The organism is Rossellomorea sp. LJF3 (genome assembly GCF_037046045.1).
Lineage (GTDB): Bacteria > Bacillota > Bacilli > Bacillales > Bacillaceae_B > Rossellomorea.
This window is the reverse complement of record NZ_JBANLY010000009.1, coordinates 22,553-43,723: the sequence shown is the minus strand read 5'-3', so window position 1 is coordinate 43,723 and position 21,171 is coordinate 22,553. Positions and strand designations below refer to the sequence as shown.

At 43.3% G+C, this 21,171-nt stretch carries 25 protein-coding genes; 22 read left to right on the top strand and 3 right to left on the bottom strand.

Features of this window, described 5'->3' with window-relative positions:
• Positions 1-56: 56 nt before the first annotated feature.
• The 6 genes from V8G47_RS10640 (at position 57) to V8G47_RS10615 (ending at position 5,707) form a co-directional block, all read left to right on the top strand.
• Positions 57-425: a hypothetical protein gene (locus V8G47_RS10640; protein ID WP_336200090.1), complete on the top strand. Its 369-nt coding sequence runs from the start codon at positions 57-59 to the stop codon at positions 423-425.
• Positions 418-1,176 (top strand): metallophosphoesterase, encoded by a 759-nt coding sequence (locus V8G47_RS10635; RefSeq protein ID WP_336200089.1) that lies wholly within the window; start codon positions 418-420, stop codon positions 1,174-1,176. Before V8G47_RS10640 ends, V8G47_RS10635 begins: the two co-directional genes overlap by 8 nt.
• 103 nt (positions 1,177-1,279) lie before the next feature.
• Complete coding sequence (locus V8G47_RS10630; protein ID WP_336200088.1) at positions 1,280-2,191, top strand: MerR family transcriptional regulator; 912 nt, start codon at positions 1,280-1,282, stop codon at positions 2,189-2,191.
• 68 nt (positions 2,192-2,259) lie between these two features.
• The gene (locus V8G47_RS10625; RefSeq protein ID WP_336200086.1) at positions 2,260-2,844 is read left to right on the top strand and encodes an adaptor protein MecA; all 585 of its coding nucleotides are present in this window, start codon (positions 2,260-2,262) and stop codon (positions 2,842-2,844) included.
• A 386-nt stretch (positions 2,845-3,230) separates the two neighbouring features.
• Positions 3,231-4,508, top strand: coding sequence for a Glu/Leu/Phe/Val family dehydrogenase (locus tag V8G47_RS10620; RefSeq protein ID WP_336200084.1), 1,278 nt, complete (start codon positions 3,231-3,233; stop codon positions 4,506-4,508).
• Positions 4,509-4,738: 230 nt separating this feature from the next.
• The gene (locus tag V8G47_RS10615) at positions 4,739-5,707 is read left to right on the top strand and encodes a YpdA family putative bacillithiol disulfide reductase (RefSeq protein WP_336200177.1); all 969 of its coding nucleotides are present in this window, start codon (positions 4,739-4,741) and stop codon (positions 5,705-5,707) included.
• Between the two features lie 62 nt (positions 5,708-5,769).
• On the opposite strand, the gene V8G47_RS10610 is transcribed toward V8G47_RS10615, so the two are convergent.
• Positions 5,770-6,747: an asparaginase gene (locus V8G47_RS10610; protein ID WP_442970828.1), complete on the bottom strand. Its 978-nt coding sequence runs from the start codon at positions 6,745-6,747 to the stop codon at positions 5,770-5,772.
• Positions 6,748-6,833: 86 nt separating this feature from the next.
• Here V8G47_RS10610 and prsW point away from each other — a divergent pair, with 86 nt between their 5' ends.
• A complete protein-coding gene (gene prsW / locus V8G47_RS10605) occupies positions 6,834-7,517 on the top strand; it encodes a glutamic-type intramembrane protease PrsW (protein WP_336200082.1) in 684 nt (227 codons plus the stop codon).
• A gap of 68 nt (positions 7,518-7,585) precedes the next feature.
• Here prsW and V8G47_RS10600 read toward each other — a convergent pair whose 3' ends face one another.
• Positions 7,586-7,930 (bottom strand): hypothetical protein, encoded by a 345-nt coding sequence (locus tag V8G47_RS10600; RefSeq protein WP_034758298.1) that lies wholly within the window; start codon positions 7,928-7,930, stop codon positions 7,586-7,588.
• A 259-nt stretch (positions 7,931-8,189) separates the two neighbouring features.
• Here V8G47_RS10600 and sleB point away from each other — a divergent pair, with 259 nt between their 5' ends.
• From sleB to fni, 8 genes are all read left to right on the top strand, one after another.
• Positions 8,190-8,990 (top strand): spore cortex-lytic enzyme, encoded by an 801-nt coding sequence (gene sleB, locus V8G47_RS10595; RefSeq protein ID WP_442970830.1) that lies wholly within the window; start codon positions 8,190-8,192, stop codon positions 8,988-8,990.
• Between the two features lie 14 nt (positions 8,991-9,004).
• A complete protein-coding gene (gene ypeB / locus V8G47_RS10590; RefSeq protein ID WP_336200080.1) occupies positions 9,005-10,351 on the top strand; it encodes a germination protein YpeB in 1,347 nt (448 codons plus the stop codon).
• Positions 10,352-10,498: 147 nt separating this feature from the next.
• Positions 10,499-11,146, top strand: a complete 648-nt coding sequence (locus V8G47_RS10585) for a flagellar brake protein (protein WP_336200079.1) — start codon at positions 10,499-10,501, stop codon at positions 11,144-11,146.
• A gap of 52 nt (positions 11,147-11,198) precedes the next feature.
• Positions 11,199-11,375, top strand: coding sequence for a YpfB family protein (locus V8G47_RS10580; RefSeq protein ID WP_336200078.1), 177 nt, complete (start codon positions 11,199-11,201; stop codon positions 11,373-11,375).
• A 125-nt stretch (positions 11,376-11,500) separates the two neighbouring features.
• Positions 11,501-12,169, top strand: coding sequence for a (d)CMP kinase (cmk, locus tag V8G47_RS10575; protein WP_442970826.1), 669 nt, complete (start codon positions 11,501-11,503; stop codon positions 12,167-12,169).
• 1 nt (position 12,170) lies between these two features.
• Positions 12,171-12,752 (top strand): lysophospholipid acyltransferase family protein, encoded by a 582-nt coding sequence (locus tag V8G47_RS10570; protein ID WP_336200076.1) that lies wholly within the window; start codon positions 12,171-12,173, stop codon positions 12,750-12,752.
• A 119-nt stretch (positions 12,753-12,871) separates the two neighbouring features.
• Positions 12,872-14,005: a 30S ribosomal protein S1 gene (gene rpsA / locus V8G47_RS10565; protein ID WP_336200176.1), complete on the top strand. Its 1,134-nt coding sequence runs from the start codon at positions 12,872-12,874 to the stop codon at positions 14,003-14,005.
• 12 nt (positions 14,006-14,017) lie between these two features.
• Positions 14,018-15,070 (top strand): type 2 isopentenyl-diphosphate Delta-isomerase, encoded by a 1,053-nt coding sequence (gene fni, locus V8G47_RS10560; protein WP_336200075.1) that lies wholly within the window; start codon positions 14,018-14,020, stop codon positions 15,068-15,070.
• A gap of 284 nt (positions 15,071-15,354) precedes the next feature.
• Here the strand turns inward: fni and V8G47_RS10555 are convergent, their stop codons facing one another.
• On the bottom strand, positions 15,355-15,477 hold the full coding sequence (locus tag V8G47_RS10555; protein WP_336200074.1) for a YpzI family protein: 123 nt from the start codon (positions 15,475-15,477) through the stop codon (positions 15,355-15,357).
• A 107-nt stretch (positions 15,478-15,584) separates the two neighbouring features.
• Between V8G47_RS10555 and V8G47_RS10550 the strand changes: the two genes are divergently transcribed.
• The 7 genes from V8G47_RS10550 to V8G47_RS10520 all read left to right on the top strand — a co-directional run bounded on the left by V8G47_RS10550 (position 15,585) and on the right by V8G47_RS10520 (position 21,092).
• Positions 15,585-16,199 (top strand): YphA family membrane protein, encoded by a 615-nt coding sequence (locus V8G47_RS10550; RefSeq protein WP_336200073.1) that lies wholly within the window; start codon positions 15,585-15,587, stop codon positions 16,197-16,199.
• Positions 16,196-17,092, top strand: coding sequence for a YIEGIA family protein (locus tag V8G47_RS10545; protein WP_261750514.1), 897 nt, complete (start codon positions 16,196-16,198; stop codon positions 17,090-17,092). Before V8G47_RS10550 ends, V8G47_RS10545 begins: the two co-directional genes overlap by 4 nt.
• Positions 17,089-17,280 (top strand): capping complex subunit for YIEGIA, encoded by a 192-nt coding sequence (locus V8G47_RS10540; RefSeq protein ID WP_034758320.1) that lies wholly within the window; start codon positions 17,089-17,091, stop codon positions 17,278-17,280. Before V8G47_RS10545 ends, V8G47_RS10540 begins: the two co-directional genes overlap by 4 nt.
• 172 nt (positions 17,281-17,452) lie before the next feature.
• Positions 17,453-18,763: a ribosome biogenesis GTPase Der gene (gene der, locus V8G47_RS10535; RefSeq protein ID WP_336200072.1), complete on the top strand. Its 1,311-nt coding sequence runs from the start codon at positions 17,453-17,455 to the stop codon at positions 18,761-18,763.
• 16 nt (positions 18,764-18,779) lie between these two features.
• Positions 18,780-19,826: an NAD(P)H-dependent glycerol-3-phosphate dehydrogenase gene (locus V8G47_RS10530; RefSeq protein ID WP_336200071.1), complete on the top strand. Its 1,047-nt coding sequence runs from the start codon at positions 18,780-18,782 to the stop codon at positions 19,824-19,826.
• Positions 19,827-20,163: 337 nt separating this feature from the next.
• Positions 20,164-20,352 (top strand): DUF2768 domain-containing protein, encoded by a 189-nt coding sequence (locus tag V8G47_RS10525; protein ID WP_336200175.1) that lies wholly within the window; start codon positions 20,164-20,166, stop codon positions 20,350-20,352.
• A gap of 29 nt (positions 20,353-20,381) precedes the next feature.
• Positions 20,382-21,092 carry a hypothetical protein gene (locus V8G47_RS10520; RefSeq protein WP_336200070.1) on the top strand — a complete coding sequence of 237 codons (711 nt, stop codon included), beginning with the start codon at positions 20,382-20,384 and terminating at the stop codon, positions 21,090-21,092.
• The last annotated feature ends 79 nt before the right edge of the window (positions 21,093-21,171 follow it).

The following is a 21,171-nucleotide window of genomic DNA, read 5'->3' as shown; positions in this document are numbered from 1 at the left end:
GAAAAAAAATCCCCCTCATAAGATTTATGGGAGGGATTTTTTTGATCAATCATTTCATGAAACTGATAATTACGTTTTTATTAGGGTATCTATTCATTACGTGGTTTCCGGCATCCGAACGATTTACAAATCCAGAATTCATTGTGGAGATGGTCCTCAATCCGGTACAGTTCTTCGCTGCGTCCATTGCTTTTATGATGGGAATATTGGTTCAGGTGAATGTTCTGAAAGCTGAAATCTTTTCTATCCTTCAATTATGGAATGGAAAACTACAAAAAGAATCAATCCTCATTCCATTTCACTTAGCGGTGATCTACGTGTTAAGCGGATATGGCATATGGCAAACCATGATTTTTTCCTGTTCAGCCATTTTTTATGGTATCATTTCAATAGATTTTCGCCGTCAAGGAGGCCACAATGCTTGAGTTTAGTATTATTTTATTGGCAGGGGGAGTCAGCCTCCTCTTTTATATGTTATATGAAGCACGACGCAACGTCGTAAAGATTGAAAAGGTTAAGCTGCCTCACTATCCCCAGCACATGAAGCCCTTCTCCCTTTTTTTTATTTCCGATATACATAAACGGGAAATTTCGAATGAGATCATCGAAGAAGTGAAGGGGAAAGCGGATTTGGTCATCATCGGCGGGGACCTCTTGGAAAAAGGGGTGCCTTTTTCAAGGGTTGAACGAAATCTTGACAAACTCCTGACATTGGGGAACGTTTACTTCGTATGGGGAAATAATGATTATGAAGTGAATACAAGCAGGTTAAAACAGATATTCAAGAAAAAAGGCATCGTCGAAATCGTCAATTCTTCAGTGAAGGTAAAGATTCACAACGGTGTCATGAACTTAATAGGAGTGGATGACGCAAGTACCCAACGTGCAAATTATGAGGCTTCACTTGAAAGGGTGCACCCTCATGAATTCAATCTTTTGATCAGTCATGATCCAAGACTTGTGAATCAGGTTCAGAAAAACCACGGAATCGACTTCATGATAAGCGGTCATACACATGGGGGGCAGATTCGTCTGTTCGGTTGGGGGATGTATAAAAAAGGAAGACTTGAAACTCTCCCGGAGACCACCCTATTAGTGAGCAATGGCTACGGAACCACCGCCATTCCTTTGCGGCTGGGTGCCCCGGCTGAAACCCATTTGTTGGTGATGCATTAAGGATGGAATGAACAAATGTTATCCATTGCCTATACAAATTTTACACAATGAGGTTTCTCGGGTTATAATTTTAGAGAGATGAGAAATACTTGGGGGACTATTTATGAGCAATGAAAAGAAGTTGGAAGGCAAATACAACATTAAGGCTGTCTCTACCATTTTAGGGATTCAACCGGGAACATTGAGGGCCTGGGAGAGAAGGTATCAGATCATTGCGCCGGTGCGGAATGAATCCGGGCACCGTTTGTATACCGAACAGCATTTAAATATATTGAAGTGGCTTGTTGAAAAGGTCGATCAAGGATTTACCATCAGCCAGGCCGTTGCGTTACTGGACAAACAGGAACTGGAAGAGAATGAAACGGCATCTTCTGAACAGAAGGATCGCACCCAAACGATTTCCGATGATCTCTTAAAGGCTTTATTGAGTTTTGATGAAACGAAAGCTCATGAATTGATCAACCAGTCGTTTTCGGTGTATACCATCGACAAGGTGGTCATCGACATTCTCGGCAGCCTCCTGGTAAGGATCGGGGATTTATGGGAAAACGATGAAATCACCACGGCCCATGAGCATTTTGCCACTTCCATCCTCAGGTCCCGTATCGGTATCATCATGCATTCATTCCCCCATAACGGGATATTGCCCAAGGTAGTGGCTGTCTGCGGCCCTGGGGAGTGGCATGAATTAGGGTTATTGATCTTCACCCTTTACGTACGAAGAAAGGGGTTTGAAGTCATCTATCTGGGATCGAGCATAAAAGAGAATGATATTGACATCGTACTGGATGAAGTGGATCCGAAGTTTTTATTCTTCTCTTGCACACTGCTTGACAATGTTGATAACCTCCTTTCACTCGTTACATCCTTAAAGAACGAGCGGAAGGATCTCGTAATCGGCATGGGCGGATTCGCCATCGATCATCTGCCCAAAGACGTAAAAGCAGAATTTGATGAACACATCGTGGGACAAACCAAATCGGAATGGGAACATTGGCTCAAAAGTAAATTATAAGAGCATGCACTGTTTTTTGCCCCTTACATAGTATGATGATAAATCGTCACACTCTAGGGGGTACGAAGATGAAGCTCGAAAGAATTTCGGACAATAAAATAAAATTTTCCATTAGTGTAGAAGAGTTGGAACAAAAAGGGTTATTTGAACAGGACCAATGGAAAGATTCCTATATGTGGCATGATCTGTTCGAAGACATGTTAGATGAAGTACAAGGTAAGTTCGGCATCGAAACGCAAATGGAAATCACAGTGGAAATCGAATCATTTGATGATCAGGAAATCTGTCTGATCCTCACGTTGGAGTCAGAAGACGACTTTTCCGACTGGGAAGAAGGTACCGAGATGATGAAATCCATGAACGATCACGATGTTCTCGTGTATTTCAATGATTTCGAGGACTTACTCAACCTTCTCAGACGCCTCAATGAGATAGGAAAGCTGAGCCATTCCCTCATTCAATGCAGTATTTTTCACTATGAAAAAAAGTATTACGTACTTATAGAGAATTTGCTTGAAAGCGACAGCTTCGTCCTTGAAGCGATTTGCGCCGAATATGGTCAACACTCGACGATCACAAAGCATATCCTGATGGAATATGGCCGAGTTGTGTTACTAAGGGATTCCATTAAAAAGATATTGCAGTATTTTTGACTCGTTGCTCCAGGTATTGAATCTTTACCCCCTTTGAATATATGTTTTATGCTGGATCTTATAAGGAAATTGTTTTTTGCACTCTCAGGGTCAATCCTGGGGGTGCTTTTTGATTTGGTTTTCGATGTGTCCAGCTCCGGTGGCTAGAGGCTCGAGGTCATAAGTCAAACCGGCCAAAAAGGCAAAGAACGTCTTTCTGTCCGCTTCGCCTTATGTTTGTCGGGCCTGACCAAGCCGCCTCCGCTTTTCTTTAATGACAGCGTTTTCAAAAAAATGCCCTATATTGAATTTTCCTTCTTTGCAAGTGGAAATCAAACGTGTATACTATGTCATGAAAGCGGACGAGGTTCTGCTAAACAGTGAAGGATACTGGGAGGTTTACATATATGGTAGCCGATAAGGGGAAAGAAAATCATCAAAGTTCAGAGCAGCATGATGTGCTGAAATCTACACAAACGGTTATTCATCTTGCACTCGATAAATTAGGGTATTCAGAAGAAGTTTATGAATTATTGAAAGAACCAATTCGTATGTTAACGGTTAAAATACCAGTCCGGATGGACGATGGAAAAGTAAAGGTGTTCACGGGCTATCGTGCCCAGCATAATGACGCGGTCGGACCGACAAAGGGCGGGATCCGCTTTCATCCGAACGTTTCGGAGAAGGAAGTTAAAGCGCTTTCCATTTGGATGAGCTTGAAATGCGGAATTGTCGATCTTCCATATGGGGGAGGTAAAGGCGGGATCATCTGTGACCCCCGGGATATGTCATTTAGGGAGTTAGAGCGATTAAGCCGTGGATATGTGCGTGCCATCAGCCAAATTGTCGGACCTTCCAAAGACATTCCGGCACCGGATGTTTTCACTAACTCGCAAATCATGGCGTGGATGATGGATGAATACAGTCGGATTGATGAATACAATTCTCCAGGATTCATTACCGGGAAACCACTGGTGCTGGGAGGATCCCACGGCCGTGAAACGGCCACTGCCAAAGGGGTGACAATCTGTATCCATGAAGCGGCGAAGAAAAAGGGGATCAAACTCGAAGGGGCACGGGTGGTCGTTCAGGGCTTCGGAAATGCCGGAAGCTTCCTTGCCAAATTCATGCATGATGCCGGTGCGAAGGTGATCGGGATATCCGATGCCTACGGCGGCCTGCACGATGAGGACGGCTTGGACATCGATTACTTGCTGGACAGACGCGACAGCTTTGGGACGGTTACGAAGTTGTTCAATAATACGATCACAAATGAAGAACTACTGGAGCTGGATTGTGATATTCTAGTCCCTGCTGCCATTGAAAATCAAATCACGGACAAGAATGCCCACAATATCAGGGCTAGCATCGTCGTCGAAGCGGCCAACGGACCGACAACACTGGATGCGACGAAGATCTTGACGGAACGCGGTATTCTATTGGTACCAGATGTGTTAGCGTCCTCAGGAGGAGTGACGGTTTCGTACTTCGAGTGGGTTCAGAACAATCAAGGGTATTACTGGACAGAAGAAGAAGTGGAAGAGAAACTGGAAAAGATCCTGGTCAGCTCTTTTAATAATGTGTATGAAACGTCACAAACAAGAAGAGTGGATATGAGGCTCGCCGCCTATATGGTTGGGGTAAGGAAAATGGCGGAAGCCTGCAGGTTCAGAGGGTGGATTTAGCGATATATTAAAAAGGGTGGGGTGCATGGCATCTACCCTTTTTTCTATTGGAATCACATCCATTGCTATCCGTGAAACAATAATATGAGTGTGGACCCGGGAGACCGAGGGCTCCTTTTTGACCTGGACGCAATCTTATTCCATAATAACTGAGTAAAGACTTTTTAAAAATCTGAAGTGTACGGATGAACTTGATCATTCAGATAGAGGAATTGAAGGAGTGTCTGAATTTGAAAATGGAAGAATGCATAATTGTAGGCGGAGGACCGTGCGGGTTGTCTGCTGCCATTAGTCTGAAAGAAAAAGGAATCAATCCTTTGATCATCGAAAAAGGGAATATCGTCAATGCGATTTACCACTACCCTACCCATCAAACCTTCTTTTCATCGAGTGAGAAGCTTGAGATCGGTGATGTGCCTTTTGTCATTGAAGAACATAAGCCAAGAAGGAATCAGGCGTTGGTGTATTATCGCGAAGTGGCAAAGCGTAAAAAGCTGAGGATCAACCGGTTTGAAACCGTCCATAAAGTAGAGAAGCACGACGGGAGCTTTACGGTGACGACTTCTAAAGGCCAATACGAAAGTAAGTCGATTGTCATCGCTACCGGATACTACGATAACCCGAATTATATGGATATCCCGGGAGAGGAACAAGAGAATGTGTTTCATTATTTTAAAGAAGCCCATCCTTTTTTTGATACAGATGTGGTGGTCATCGGAGGGAAAAACTCCGCGGTTGATGCAGCACTCGAACTGAATAAAGCGGGGGCAAGGGTCACGGTTTTATACCGTGGAAGTGAATATTCCAAAAGTGTCAAGCCCTGGATCCTACCGAATTTTGCTGCCCTTGTAAGAAACGGTGAGGTCACGATGGAGTTTCAGGCATGTGTGGATGAGATAACCGGGGATTCGGTTCTTTACAACGTTAATGGAGTAAAGAAAGAAGTTAAGAGTGATTTTGTGTTTGCCATGACCGGCTACCATCCCGATCACAGCTTCCTGACGAAGATGGGGATAGAAATCGATAAGGAAACCGGGCGTCCTGCCCACAATCCCGAAACGATGGAAACAAATGTAGCCGGAGTTTATATCGCAGGGGTCATTGCGGCAGGAAACAACGCCAATGAAATCTTCATAGAAAACGGTCGTTTGCATGGAGGGCTGATTGCCGGATCCATCATGGAAACGAAAAAAGAATAAAGAATGAGAAAGAGGCTCACAGAGGAGCCTCTTTCTTTCGTCTATTTACTCTTAGCCGTTTACTAGTTTTTGAAAATCGCTTCCAGTTCTTTCATGTCAAGGATTTGGGAAAGGGCGACAACAAGCTTGATCCTGGCCTTTTGTCCATTTAGGCCGTTAGAGAAGATGACCCCTTTTTCCTTCAGTTGTTTTCCTCCACCTGAATATCCGTAAATGTCCTGGACAATCCCGTTGAAGCATCTGGAAACCAATACGACGGGAATATTCGCTTCTAACAGTTCCTCGATGCCCGTAACCGTTTCCGGAGGTAAATTCCCCTGACCCAATGCTTCGATGACGACCCCGTCGTACTGAAGATCCTTTATCGCCCTCAGTAAGCCTGAATCCATTCCTGCGTATGCCTTGATGAGGGTCACCCTCTTGGAAATGTCACACACCTCGTAGTGCTCGTTGGAGGTTGGCTGGTGATGAAAGAGGACCCCTCTTTTCGTCACGATCCCAATCGGTCCATACTGTGGGCTTTGAAAAGTGGATACATTGCTCGTATGGGTTTTGGTCACATTTTTCGCAGAATGGATCTCATCATTCAGGACAACCAAAACCCCTTTGTTCATGGATTTGTCGTCCGCTGCTACCCGTACAGATGAAATCAGGTTATATAAGCCGTCAGCACCTATTTCATTGCTTGATCTCATTGCCCCTGTCACCACGATCGAGATGGGGAGGGAGAGGGTCAAGTCTAAGAAATAGGCTGTTTCTTCCAATGTATCTGTTCCGTGGGTAATCACGACCCCGTGGAAGGGCTTTTCCTGAAACTTTTCTTCGATGATCTCTTTCAACTGCTGCATATGCAGAGGCGTAATATGAGGGGAGGGCAGATGGAATGCTTCTACTACACTCAGATTCGCCAGACTCGAAACGATCGATGTCTGCACAGAGAGCGGGTTTTCTTTTCCCGGTGAAACGGCTCCTGTCTGTTCGTCTTCCATCATCGAGATGGTGCCGCCTGTATGTATGACTAAAATATCTTTCTTCATCATTCATTCCTCCAACCGTTTAAATTCCTATTTCCAATCCTACACTAACATGATACGATTAAGAAAACCGAAAGAAAAGAGGACTTTTTATGCTGGTGATTTTATCAGCGGGTATAGCACCAGGATTAGCATTGTTAAGTTACTTTTATTTACGGGATCAATACGATGCCGAACCCATTACATTGGTGTTTAAAACGTTTATGTTCGGGGCCCTTATTACCTTTCCGATTATGTTTTTACAATATGTCCTGGAAGTGGAAGGGATTATTGATTCCAATTGGTCTACAGCCTTCATTTCCTCCGGGTTCCTCGAAGAGTTTTTTAAGTGGTTTATTTTAATGTTTGCCATCTTCCAGCACGTGGACTTTAACGAACCATATGACGGGATTGTGTATGGTGCCAGTGTTTCTCTTGGATTCGCTACAGTAGAAAATATATTATATTTGATCGCCAATGGCGTTGAGCACGCATTTGGGAGGGCGGTACTCCCTGTTTCGAGTCATGCCCTTTTCGGGGTCATCATGGGATATTATTTAGGGAAAGCCAAGTTCTCATCCCAAGAAGAAAGGCATAAATGGCTCTTTCTGGCCATTTCGGTGCCAATCTTGTTACATGGAACCTACAATTATATTTTCCTTTCTGAGAAAAACTGGGTTTACTATATGGTTCCTTTTATGTTTTTCTTATGGTGGCTGGGATTAAAGAAAGTGAAGAGTGCCCACCAGCTTACAGAGAAGAAGTACAAAAGGGAATTGAAGAAAGAAGTCATTTAAAGACGCTCACGATAAGGGCGTCTTTTCCATTGAATTAGAAGAACCCCCGCTAAATGCGGGGGTTCAATTTATTTATAGGCAGCAGCAAGATCAGTTTTTGGGGATTCTTTCCGCTTCACTTCATCAATTTTGTTCACAAACATCTGAAATACTTTTCGTTTTTCATCCAAGTCGCGTATGTATTCTTTCAGTTCACTATACTTTTCTTCAAATGGCTTATGATACATTTCCCTGATATTTTCAATGATTTCTTCATTCACCGTGGACTGAATGACCTGCTTTGTAATTCCGTATTTATAGGAATAGACCTTCAGTTCTTTTTTTACTTCCTCATAATCTGTATTGATTTGATCCAATACCTCCGAAATATCCTCTTTCCATTCATCCAAAGATTTCGCTAAATAGTCCTCCATCATGACCCTCCTGTTTGAATTAATGAAGTATCCCTCACTCATTATAACCTTACTTGTTTACATCCTTTTTGCTGAGACATTACAGTGTCTTATCAAAGTGCTTCACTTGTGCAGGTGCTTTTTCCTGTTTTCAAATTTTTAATGATTCCACTTGTATAAAATGGGAGCCTCTACAAAAACTAGAGTTAATGTTAATTGAAGATATGGAGGTTAAGGCATTATGAATAGTCGTTTCAAATGGGTTTCTACTTCAGTCGTCATGGTGCTTATGTGTTCTCTTCTTATGATCTCTTCTGAAGGGGAGAAGGCAGACGCTTTTACGAACCAGGTAATTCAGCATGGCGCAACGGGTGAGGATGTAATCGAGCTTCAATCCAGACTTCAATATATCGGATATTATAACGGCGATATTGATGGTGTATTTGGATGGGGGACCTATTGGGCACTCCGAAACTTTCAATATGAGTTCGGTCTTCCGATCGATGGCCTTGCCGGTGCGAAAACAAAAGAAAAACTTGTGAAGGCATCAAAGTACAATAAGGAATATGTGAAAAATCAAATTGAAAAAGGCAATGACTTCAGCCATTACGGCGGAACAGATTTAGATAAACAAAAAGGTTCGACAGGTGGGGGAGGAGGAAAGGCCCCTGCTCAAAACAAGCCGGCCCCTTCTAAGCCTACGGCGGTGAATACTCCGAATGGATTTTCCCAAAATGACATTCAGCTGATGGCAAATGCAGTCTATGGAGAATCCCGTGGAGAACCATATGAGGGGCAAGTCGCTGTTGCGGCAGTCATTCTTAATCGGATAGACAGCTCTGCTTTCCCGAATACGGCAGCAGGTGTGATCTTTGAGCCTGGCGCCTTTACAGCCGTGGCGGATGGACAAATCTGGCTGACGCCTAATGAAAGGGCGAAAGAAGCGGTTTTAGATGCAATAAATGGCTGGGATCCTTCGTCCAGTGCCCTATATTACTTTAATCCTGCGACAGCAACAAGCAAGTGGATATGGTCGCGTCCACAAATCAAGAAAATTGGTAAACACATATTCTGTAGTTAAAGAGGTGAAGTAAATTGCTACGTGTCATTCTAATTACGGTGCTCGTCCTCGGTGTAGCCGGGACCGCTTTTTGGGGGTACCAGGAACATCAGGAAAAGAATGCGATACTGATCAATGCAGAAAATAACTATCAACGTGCGTTTCATGAGTTAACCTACCAGGTGGATCTGCTTCATGACAAAATCGGTTCCACTCTTGCCATGAATTCAAGGAAATCGCTGTCACCCGCACTAGCCGATGTGTGGAGATTAACGTCACAGGCCCACAGTGACGTAGGACAGCTTCCTTTAACTCTGCTCCCGTTTAACAAGACGGAGGAATTCCTGAGTAATATCGGTGACTTCAGTTATCGGGTAGCTGTAAGGGATTTAGATAAAAATCCATTAACGGATAAAGAGTATAAGTCATTGGAAAATTTGTATGAACAAAGTGCCGATATACAGAACCAGCTAAGAAAAGTACAGCATCTTGTCATGGAGAACAATTTACGATGGATGGACGTTGAACTTGCCTTGGCATCAGGGAATGAACAGGCAGACAATACCATCATCGATGGCTTCAAGACCGTCGAAAAAAATGTCTCTGGTTATGATGAAGCGAACTTTGGAACGACCACCTTCGTCAACACGGAGAAAAAAGATCAAAACTTTAAAAAGTTAAAAGGGAAAGAGATTTCCAAAGAGGAAGCAGTCAAGATATTGAGGAGGTATTCCGGTATCCCTAAATCGAAAGATGCAAAAGTATCAAAAAGCGGGAAAGGGGCCGACTACAAATTCTATAGTGTATCGATCGGAAATGGAAATACCGAAGCGAGCATGGATATCACCCAAAAAGGCGGGTATCCGATCTGGTATATCAATAATCGTAAAATTAAGGAACCAAAGATCAGCTTGAACAAGGCAGCTGAAAAAGCGACGGCTTTCCTGAAGGAAAATGATTTCCAGAAGCTTGAGATGTTTGAGAGTGCGCAATATGATAACATCGGTATTTTCACATACGTGACGGTCCTGGATGGAGTGAGGATTTATCCTGATTCAGTCAAAATTAAAGTAGCACTGGATAATGGACAGATTGTCGGTTTTGCTGCTGAAGAATACTTAAAAAATAATCATGATAGAGAAATCCCTAAAGCTTCCATTACAAAGGCAGAGGCGAAGGAAACGACGAACCCCAAACTGAAGATAATGGAAGAGCGCCAGGCAGTGATCGTAAACGACCTGAACGAAGAAGTGCTTTGCTATGAATTCATGGGCATGCTGGGTAAAGATACCTACAGAATATTCGTCAATGCAGACACAGGAGAAGAAGAAAAAGTAGAAAGGCTCAAAAAAGCAGAGCCCATTTATGAAGAAGTCGTTTAGCACTTAGAGGGACGGACCTCCTACTTGGAGGTCCGTCCCTCTCTTCTTATTCGAAAATTCAGAATGGAGTTAAAAAAGGTATGGAAAGGTGAGGGATCTCGTGACATAATATAGATACATAATATGGGAAAGTGGGAATTTCGGACTATGATAAAAGCAGGTACCACATTGCAATTGGAGCCTATACATAATGAAACATTTGATCGATATAGATGCAGGGTGGTCGAACTTTCCGAGGAGGGGATCTTTATAGATTATCCCATCCATACCAAAACGGAGAAAGCCGTTTTTTTAATTGATGGAACACAGATGAAAGCAAGCTTCACCGTCAATGAGCAGACCGTCCTGATGTTTGAAACGGAAGTGATGGGCCGTAAATTATCCAAGATACCGATGATCCACCTGCACTATCCCGGAGATGAAGGGTTAATGAAAGTCCAAAGAAGGCAATTCGTTCGTGTAGAAGCCAGTACTGACGTTTCATTAAAGATCAATGGTCAGTTTTACCCGACGATCACGGAAGATCTAAGTGCAGGAGGATGTGCTGTGGTGGTCAGGAAGGGAATGGATTTGAAAAGTGGCGTCAAGCTGTCCACCATCATCGTCCTCCCCATGCAGACAGGGGAGTGCCGGTATGCGGAAATCGAAGGAAAAGTGATTCGGGTCTGGGAAAAGGAGCACAAACAAATAGCGAGCATCGAGTTTGTTCATTTAACTGAAAATCAGAGGCAGCATATTTTAAGATATTGTTTCGAAAGACAGCTCGACTTAAGAAAAAAAGGCTTACTTGAATAAAAAACCAAAATGTACACATACTTTTTCTTAGTAAAGAAAAAGGGTGATCTCAGTGAAAACGGTAGAAAGAATTTTAATTAAATTAGCCATCATCCATGTCATATTATTAATAGCGGTCCAGTTTGTATTTCATCAACTGAATGTCCTTCCCGAGCTTCATAAGCTCGTTTTCTACGAAGGAGTGGAGAAAATGGAGTACAGTGAAATCGTAGAAACCCTATCACGTTAGAGCAGGAGCTGAATCCCTGCTCTTTTTTTTGAAAAACATTCCGAAAGTAAGAATCTATAAACGAACAGCGAGATTTATGTTAAAATGGGTAAGAAAATTATTAGGAACTTAAGTAGGTGGATGAATTGAAAAAATTAAGAATTGCAATCGATGGTCCTGCGGCTGCAGGGAAAAGTACCGTTGCAAAAATTGTGGCAGGAAAATTATCTTATCTTTATATTGATACCGGGGCGATGTACCGCTCTTTAACGTATAAAGCTTTGAGCAACAACGTAGACTTGCATGATGAGAATGAATTGAATCAATTATTGTCCGAAACGACGATCGAACTTGAACCTTCTGAAGTGGGACAGCTTGTATACCTGGACGGAAACGATGTAACAGATGAAATCCGTCAGGCTTCCGTGACCAATTCAGTGTCCCATGTGGCCGTTCATTCAGGTGTGAGGGAAGAAATGGTGAAGAGACAGCAGCTGCTTGCAAAAGAAGGCGCTGTAGTGATGGATGGAAGGGATATCGGCACCCACGTCATACCTGATGCGGAAATCAAGGTTTTCTTACTCGCGAGTGTGGACGAACGCGCCCAAAGGAGACACGAGGAGAATCTCTCGAAGGGATATCCGAGTGATCTGGAGCAATTAAAAGGAGAAATCGCCCGCCGTGACAAGATCGATTCTGAAAGAGAAGTGGCCCCTTTGAAAAAAGCCGAGGATGCAACGGAAATAGACACCACTTCCCTTTCCATTTCAGAAGTGGTGGACCAAATCATGCTTTTAGTAGAAAGGAAAGGTTAAAGTGAACCTATATACCTTTGCCAGAGGTCTCGTTAAGTCGATCCTTTCCCCTTTGTACCGGATAGAGGTGAAGGGGCTGGAGCATTTCCCGAAAGATGGGGGTGTTTTACTATGCGCCAACCACATTGATAATCTGGATCCCCCCGTTGTAGGGATCTCAGCCCCAAGGCCAGTGTCTTTCATGGCGAAAGAAGAACTCTTCAATGTTCCCGTATTAGGCAAATTGCTGCCTGATCTACGAGCATTCCCCGTGAAAAGAGGGATGAGCGACCGGGAAGCACTCCGTAAAGGATTAAAGGTCCTGAAGCAGGGAGATGTTTTAGGACTGTTCCCAGAGGGTACTAGAAGTAAGACAGGGCAAATCGGCAAGGGATTGGCAGGAGCGGGCTTCTTTGCATTAAGATCTGAAGCTTATGTCGTACCCTGTGCCATCATCGGCCCATACAAGCCATTCAGGAAATTGAAGGTTGTATTCGGACCGCCGATCCCTATGGATAGTATCCGTGAAGAAAGATTAAATGCGGAGAAAACGACGGAAATCATCATGAGTCATATTGAAGACCTCATACATGCGAATCAATAATATAAGGTTTCCCGCTTGACAAAAAGTAGTATTTATTAGAAGTTAGTAGAAAGAATATTTTAAATTGCGAAGTCTCACAATAATCAAAATCTTTGCAGTCATGGATTAAGGAGGAGTACATAATGGAAGACATGAATGGAATTGAAGTGAAGAATCTTGAAATTGGTGAAAAAGTTAAGGGGACAGTCACTAAGGTTGAAGAAAAACAAGTCTTAGTAGACGTTCAAGATAGTAAAGTGGATGGCATCATTCCAATTAGTGAACTCTCAAGCCTTCATATCGAAAAAGCTTCTGATGTAGTCAGTGAAGGGGATGTACTTGAGTTAATCGTGACTAAAGTGGAAGAAGAACTGCTGGTTTTATCCAAGCGTAAAGTGGATGCCGAAAAAGCATGGGAAGAAATGAAGGTCCGCTTTGAAAATGGAGACGTCTTCGAAGCTGAAGTGAAGGACGTTGTGAAAGGCGGTCTTGTCGTTGATCTCGGAGTAAGGGGATTTGTACCGGCATCATTGGTGGAAGATTACTATGTCGAGGATTTCTCCGATTATAAAGATAAAACGTTAACGTTCAAGATCGTTGAACTGGACCAGGAGAAGAATCGATTGATCCTGTCCCACCGTGCTGTGGTTGAAGCAGAGAAGCAGCAACAGAAGAAACAGCTGCTGACAGATATCGAATCGGGTGCCGTTCTTGAAGGGACGGTCCAGAGGATTACGGATTTCGGTGCATTCGTAGACATTGGTGGAGTGGACGGACTTGTTCATATTTCCCAACTCTCCCACGAACATGTAGAGAAGCCTTCTGATGTCGTGACTGAGGGACAAAAAGTACAGGTGAAGGTCCTGAGTGTCGATCGTGATAACGAACGGATTTCATTATCCATCAAAGAAACCCTTCCTGGGCCATGGAGTGACATCACAGGCAAGGCTCCTAAAGGAAGCGTGTTGGATGGTGTCGTAAAACGCCTTGTATCTTACGGTGCATTTGTAGAAGTGTTCCCTGGAGTGGAAGGACTTGTTCATATCTCTCAAATTTCACATAAACATATCGGTACTCCGCATGAAGTGCTTCAGGAGAACCAGGATGTAAAAGTGAAGGTGCTTGACGTGAATGAAAATGATCAACGCTTATCTTTAAGCATCAAGGCTCTTGAGGAAAAAGAGGAAGAAGTAACGGATTACGAAATGCCCGAAGAAAGCACCGGGTTCCAATTAGGTGAAATGATTGGAGACAAATTAAAAGATCTTAAGTAATGGTGATGAATTGTGACGAGAGCTCAAAGAAAGCAAGACCACATTAATTATGCTTTATCAACCGGTCAACAACGGAAGACCGGTTTCGATGAAGTGGCTTTTGTCCACCAAAGCTTACCGAATATAGCAGTAGATGAGGTTCATCTGCAGACTGAAATTGGCGAACTTACATGGAGTTCGCCAATTTTCATAAATGCTATGACTGGTGGAGGTGGAGAATCCACTACAAAAATCAATCAGGAATTATCGATTCTTTCCAGGGAAACGGGGCTGGCCATTGCGGTAGGATCCCAAATGTCAGCTCTTAAAGACCCTGCTGAACGAAAAACGTATGAAGTCGTTCGGAAGCACAACCGGGATGGGATGGTTTTCGGGAATTTGGGGAGTGAGGCCACTGTTCAACAGGCAAGAGATGCCGTTGAGATGATCAGAGCCGACGCCCTGCAGATTCATTTGAACGTGATTCAGGAATTGACGATGCCTGAAGGGGACCGTGACTTCCGGGGGGCCTTGGAGAGGATACAGCATATTGCTGAGAATCTTTCAGTACCTGTGATTGTGAAAGAGACGGGTTTTGGGATCAGTAAAGAGGCTGCTGAATCCTTGTCCAACTCAACGATTTCAGCCATCGATATAGGCGGATTCGGCGGAACGAACTTTTCGAAAATCGAGAACCAACGGAGAAAGCGTATGTTGGATTTCTTTGATGAATGGGGGATTCCCACTGCGATATCGATTGTTGAGAGCCATGGCGTCTCAGATAAGCCGATCCTTGCTTCCGGTGGCATCCAGAACAGCCTGGACATCGTTAAGTCCCTTGGTTTAGGGGCATCTGCTGTTGGAATGGCCGGTGTCATCCTCAAACGGCTGCTGGAATCGGGTTTGAAGGATACCATTGATGAAGTGAATCAAATTCATACTGATATTCAGTTTTTAATGAGTGCGCTTGGATGTAGACGGATTGACGATCTTCATAAGGTACCCATGGTATTATCCGGCCACGTATACCATTGGCTTGAAACGAGAGGGTTGAATCCCCGGGGGTACAGCAATAGGTGTATGTAAAAAGAACGAATTCTCATGAGTGAGAATTCGTTCTTTTTTTGTTGCGTGGGTTTTAGTTTGTTGGTTTTGATCCGTTCTGTTTGGATATTTTTGTTAAATGGCTGGATTTCAACATGAAACGGCTGGATTTTCCCTCAAAACGGCCGGATTCCGTTCGATTTCCGCAGGATATCCACTCAAAATGGCTGAATTTTTGGCCATTTCGGCCGGATTACTACCAATTGATGGATATGAGCCCTCGATAGTGTTTAGGCTTCTCGCTTTCAATCTATCCGTTCATGCTTTTAGCGTTTAGCTTTTTCCGGTCCTTCGAGGCTTGTCGCTCCGTTGTAATGTACGCCCTGGTCACGGTCTGATTCCACTCGCTTGCTTTGTTTCAGCTTTTTCTCTTGTCGGTCTTTACCCATTTGAAAACACCTCCTTTCTATATTTTTTCTTTGGAAAGTTGATTCATACATGAATGAGATACATAAAGATTTTCCATAATGGAGATAATAGGAAGGAGAGTGTGCTGATGGATGGCATATTGTATTTATGGTTACTGTGGGGAATATGGGTATATACGACATTTATATTGAGAAAAACGCATCCGGACCGTTTTCGTTATTCGTTTCTGTGTTTATTGCTCATATGTGTATTTCCACATGGATTGATGGCCGGTTCTGTAGAAGTATCGTTCCCAATTATTGTACTTGCACTCATTTGTATTGTTTATATACGAAAATTAAGCTTGAGAGAGAAGTTATATATGCTCGTAGCTGTTCTCTCCATAGGGATGCTCTATGCGGGAATCGCATTGATTTCCATTTATGACCCGGTACTTATGTTTATAGATCGGAATATTATCCTTTCTTTGTCGTTGGTACTCGTAGGTGTTCTTTTCTACAGCCACTCCTCCCAATTTAGGCTTCGTCTCATTGCGGTCGCTTTAAGCAGTGTGATCGGTGACTTTTTTCTGAGCATCCCATTAAACAAGGTTGGTTTCTACTATTCGATTGGAGGTCCTGCTTACCTGGACGTACTTGCTTTAACCATCGGGCTTTTATCAGCCTTGAAAATAGTGGTGGAAATAAATCAGGCTGTTCACATCAAGACGCAAACAAATAAGGGGGAAATGAAGAATCTATGAATGTGTATGTGTATCCGGTGATCTTTGGCGTGGTGGTGGGGACCCTTACAAGGATCTATATGCTTCGCACTGACTATCGTCAATATCCAACGTATCTTCATGGTAAGATCATACATATAGCCCTTGGATTCATTGCGGCGGGACTTGGCACCATTGCAATCCCTGCTTTATTGGAGGAGAATTTCACGGCGATAACGTTCTTGACGGTTGCGGCTTCTCAGTTCCGTGATGTGAGAAATATGGAGAGAAACACGTTGACAGAACTGGATGCTTATGAGCTTGTCCCTAGAGGAGCTACCTACATTGAGGGGATAGCCATTGCATTTGAAAGTCGAAATTACTTGGTTATTTTCACCTCTCTTCTTGCTACGATCGCCTACATCGTTTTTAATATATATGCCGCTTTAGGGATCAGTGCGATCTGCATGGTGCTTGCTCATAAATTAATGGCCGGTGGGCGGTTGAAGGATATCGTTGACATTGAATATGTAAAGCCTCATTTTGATGGAGCAGGATTATATGTTGATAATATTTACATCATGAATATAGGGCTTAAAGTAAGGCAGGAAGAGATCCTCCGATATGGGATGGGGTTCATCCTTTCACCCAAATCGTTTGATGCAAGGTCGACACTCGCCAATCTGGGTCAGCGACAGGCCATTCTCCATGATATGTCCACTTCCCTCGGGATTTTTAAGGATTCGGGAACTCCTGCTTTGACACCGCTCGCCAAGAGGGATCTGGATGATGGAAGAGTCGGGGTATTTGTCCTTCCTCAGCGAAAGGACGTAGAGAAGGCCATAGCCATTCTTGGGCAGGTACCAACTCTCGAAAATGCCATAAGGATGCCGTCTGAGTCGAAAGCGAATCAGGAGGGGAGTAAGTTAAAATGAGTACGACCATACAGAAATTCATCCTTGCAACCGTAACGACGACACCTGAAAAAGTACCGAGTGGCACAAGTGTGTTTTATTGTAAAACGGATGATGAATTACAAAAAATCTGCGCAAACCTGGAAGCCATTCTGGACGGGATTGCCCATGAATTAGATGAGGGACTGTTCATCATTGTAAAACATTGATTGCCAGTTTATTCTTTTACTGATAAAATAGTAAAGTTAGGGGGGACTGTCCCATAAGGAAACATTACCTTAAGGGCCGGTCCTTCTTGTGCCAGTTAATGAAAATGATTGAACAGGCTTAAAAAGAGGAAATGTAAGAACGAAACAACTTCTTACAGAAAGGGTGATGAACGTGACTAAACCAGTAGTAGCAATCGTAGGGCGTCCGAACGTCGGGAAGTCCACGATCTTTAATAGAATTGTTGGGGAAAGAATATCCATCGTTGAAGATGTACCTGGTGTAACAAGGGACCGTATATATAGTTCTGCAGAATGGCTGACGCATGAATTTAATATCATCGATACAGGCGGGATTGAACTGGGAAATGAACCATTCCTGGATCAGATCAGACAGCAGGCTGAAATTGCGATTGATGAAGCCGATGTCATTGTATTCTTGACGAATGGCCGTGAAGGCGTCACAGCCGCAGATGAAATTGTTGCCAAAATTCTTTACAGATCAAAGAAACCGGTCGTATTAGGGATAAACAAAATCGATAATCCTGAAATGAGGGAAATGATTTATGATTTCTACTCTCTAGGATTTGGCGAACCGTATCCTATTTCAGGTTCCCATGGACTTGGTCTGGGAGATCTACTCGACGAAGTCGTCAAGAACTTCAAACAGGAAGAGGAAGAGGACTATGCGGAAGATGTCATCAAATTTTCCTTGATCGGTCGTCCGAATGTAGGGAAATCTTCTTTAGTCAACGCTTTATTAGGAGAAGACCGTGTCATCGTCAGTAATGTAGCAGGCACGACACGGGATGCCATTGACTCCTCCTATACGTATGATGGACAGGATTACGTCATCATTGACACAGCGGGCATGAGGAAAAAAGGGAAAGTGTATGAAACCACTGAAAAGTACAGTGTGTTAAGAGCTCTCAGAGCCATTGAGCGATCGGATGTCGTCCTATCAGTCATAGACGGTGAAGAAGGAATCATCGAACAGGATAAGAAAATCGCAGGGTATGCACATGATGCCGGTCGTGCTGTCGTCATTGTCGTGAATAAATGGGATGTCGTGGACAAAGATGAGAAAACGATGAATAAATGGGAAAAGAATATCAGGGAACATTTTCAATTCCTGGACTATGCTCCAATCGTCTTCCTTTCTGCGAAAACCAAGAAGCGCATTCACACCTTGCTGCCTATCATTAATACGGCAAGTGAAAATCACGCCATGCGTGTACAATCCAGTGTGCTGAACGAAGTGGTCATGGATGCTGTTGCCATGAATCCGACACCGACGGATAATGGAAAGAGATTACGGATTTACTATGCGACACAAGTGGCTGTAAAGCCTCCTACTTTCGTTGTGTTCGTCAATGACCCTGAATTAATGCACTTCTCTTACGAAAGATTCTTGGAAAATAGAATCCGTGATGCATTTGGATTTGAAGGAACTCCTATTCGTATTATTGCGCGTGCTAGAAAATAATAAGGTGGGTGTAAAAATGAAAAGTTCAAAAAATGTAACGGTAGTCGGAGCAGGAAGCTGGGGCACAGCCCTGGCGATGGTACTGGCTGATAATGGACTGGAAGTTAGGTTATGGGGCCACAAAAAAGAACAAATCGATGAAATCAACTCTAAGCATACCAATCAAAAGTATTTGAAAGACATCGAACTTCCTGAATCCATTATTGGTTATCACGACCTTGGGGAGTCATTGGATGGCGTTGATACCATCATTCTGGCTGTTCCAACGAAAGCGATCCGCGGGGTCCTGGGGCAGATTCAAGAGGTTCAACGTTCACCATTGACCGTGGTCCATGTAAGTAAGGGAATTGAACCTGATTCCCTCCTCAGAATTTCGGAATTGATCGAAGATGAAATGGCACCTGAGAATTTACATACAGTAGTGGTACTATCAGGACCAAGCCACGCTGAAGAAGTGAGCTTAAGGCATCCGACCACCGTGACTGTTTCGTCTAAGGATATGAAGGCTGCCGAAGAAGTTCAGGATATGTTCATGAACATGAATTTTCGTGTATACACAAACCCGGATCTCCTGGGGGTTGAAATTGGTGGGGCACTAAAGAATATCATTGCCCTTGCTGCCGGAATTACAGACGGCTTGGGGTACGGAGATAACGCCAAAGCGGCTCTGATTACACGCGGACTTGCTGAGATTGCCCGTTTAGGAACGAAGATGGGTGCGAATCCCCTGACGTTTTCAGGGTTAACGGGAATCGGTGACCTCATCGTGACGTGTACAAGTGTGCACTCGAGAAACTGGAGAGCCGGGAATATGCTCGGTAAGGGTCATAATCTGGATGAGGTCCTGGCCAACATGGGCATGGTCGTAGAAGGGGTGCGCACGACGAAAGCAGCCCATCAGCTTGCTCTGAAATATGAAGTGAATATGCCGATTACGGATGCACTTTACGATGTCCTCTTCAATAAAGTTGAAGCGAAAGAAGCCGTCGATCATCTGATGGGTCGAGTGAAAACAAATGAAATGGAAGACCTTGTGAATATTCTGGATGAACGCTTAACCTGATCCGGAAAATAGGCACGTAAAAATGATTATTTTTGCATAATGCACAAATATTCCTCGATTTATAGGCATTCGAGGATGCGTACACTGATCTTTCTGCATACACTGTCATGAATATATACAGCTTTGCCTATGGATGGGTAGGTCTCCCTTATTTAGAGCTTCTCTTAGTATGTTGACGTCTTTGATGTTGAAATACTTGAGAAGCTTTTTTTTGATTTCCATCCATCCTCCCCAATATGGTTGTAACAGATTCTTGAACAACCATTCTTTTCTATTCTTTAGTAAAAATCTTATGATATAATACATTCGATAACAGGAGGGATGTACTTTGGATTCGATGATGAAGATGTGGATTTCGTTTGCCTCAATGGGATTCATGGTTTTTGCCATATTAACGATCTATTTCAGCAGGTATAAGATTAAGCAGAAATTCCTGCGTTTTATCACAGCTTTCATGGCATACATACTGATGATCGCTGGTGGGCTCATGATGATTTATATAGTATTCAGCGGACCTACCAATTAGGATCCGCCCGATTGAAAGGACGTTTTAGATTGAAGCGCTATAGTATAACAGCACTACTCCTCATACTGACGATGAGTATACTTTCAGGTTGTTTGTATCCGGATGAAGAGTTAAGTCAGAATCAGATTCCTTATGAAACCCAGGTGAAGGCTGTACAGGAGGCAGTGGAAACCTATCAGAAAGACAATAGTGGACTGCTTCCGATCAAGACCCGGGATCAGGATACCCCCATCTATCAGAAATATCCGATTGATTTCAGGAAATTATCCCCCCGATACTTACCCGAAATCCCGGGGAATGCCTTTGAAAATGGCGGAATCTTTCAATATGTTCTGGTGAATGTGGAAGAAAAGCCGGAAGTCAAGATATTCGATCTTCGAATGGCTGAACAGATAAGGGAATTGAAAATCAGGATCCAGGCACAAGACTATCCTCCGTTCAAAAAAGAAGTAGCACACAATGTCTATACACTGAATTATAAGGAGCTTGGCTATGACGAAGAAGTCTACGTCAATAGCCCGTATTCCAACAAAAATCTTCCCCTTGTCATCAACGGGGACGGAGACATTTATGTGGATTATTCAATGGATTTATTTGAAGAACTCAAATCGGGGGATAAAGAATTTAAAAAAGGTGAAGATATCCGGGATTTACTAGTAAAAGATACATACTTTGTTCCTGCATATTCTTTACCGTATACGGTTGATGAAAATAACGAACCTGTCTTTATGACAAAATAGGCATAACCCTTTTCTTGCAAAATATATTGTAAGGGAAGGGTTATTATTTTTATGTCATCCTTTATAGGGTTATTTCATC

Coding starts and splice junctions, on each gene's coding strand:
- V8G47_RS10620 (WP_336200084.1), top strand. CDS start 3,231: ATGGTAGCCGATAAGGGGAAAGAAAATCATCAAAGTTCAGAGCAGCAT.
- V8G47_RS10610 (WP_442970828.1), bottom strand. CDS start 6,747: ATGATGAAGAAAGATATTTTAGTCATACATACAGGCGGCACCATCTCG.
- V8G47_RS10550 (WP_336200073.1), top strand. CDS start 15,585: ATGGATGGCATATTGTATTTATGGTTACTGTGGGGAATATGGGTATAT.
- V8G47_RS10600 (WP_034758298.1), bottom strand. CDS start 7,930: ATGGAGGACTATTTAGCGAAATCTTTGGATGAATGGAAAGAGGATATT.
- V8G47_RS10640 (WP_336200090.1), top strand. CDS start 57: ATGAAACTGATAATTACGTTTTTATTAGGGTATCTATTCATTACGTGG.
- sleB (WP_442970830.1), top strand. CDS start 8,190: ATGGTGCTTATGTGTTCTCTTCTTATGATCTCTTCTGAAGGGGAGAAG.
- V8G47_RS10530 (WP_336200071.1), top strand. CDS start 18,780: ATGAAAAGTTCAAAAAATGTAACGGTAGTCGGAGCAGGAAGCTGGGGC.
- V8G47_RS10625 (WP_336200086.1), top strand. CDS start 2,260: ATGAAGCTCGAAAGAATTTCGGACAATAAAATAAAATTTTCCATTAGT.
- prsW (WP_336200082.1), top strand. CDS start 6,834: ATGCTGGTGATTTTATCAGCGGGTATAGCACCAGGATTAGCATTGTTA.
- V8G47_RS10630 (WP_336200088.1), top strand. CDS start 1,280: ATGAGCAATGAAAAGAAGTTGGAAGGCAAATACAACATTAAGGCTGTC.
- V8G47_RS10540 (WP_034758320.1), top strand. CDS start 17,089: ATGAGTACGACCATACAGAAATTCATCCTTGCAACCGTAACGACGACA.
- V8G47_RS10585 (WP_336200079.1), top strand. CDS start 10,499: ATGATAAAAGCAGGTACCACATTGCAATTGGAGCCTATACATAATGAA.
- V8G47_RS10545 (WP_261750514.1), top strand. CDS start 16,196: ATGAATGTGTATGTGTATCCGGTGATCTTTGGCGTGGTGGTGGGGACC.
- V8G47_RS10525 (WP_336200175.1), top strand. CDS start 20,164: ATGATGAAGATGTGGATTTCGTTTGCCTCAATGGGATTCATGGTTTTT.
- V8G47_RS10555 (WP_336200074.1), bottom strand. CDS start 15,477: ATGGGTAAAGACCGACAAGAGAAAAAGCTGAAACAAAGCAAGCGAGTG.
- V8G47_RS10635 (WP_336200089.1), top strand. CDS start 418: ATGCTTGAGTTTAGTATTATTTTATTGGCAGGGGGAGTCAGCCTCCTC.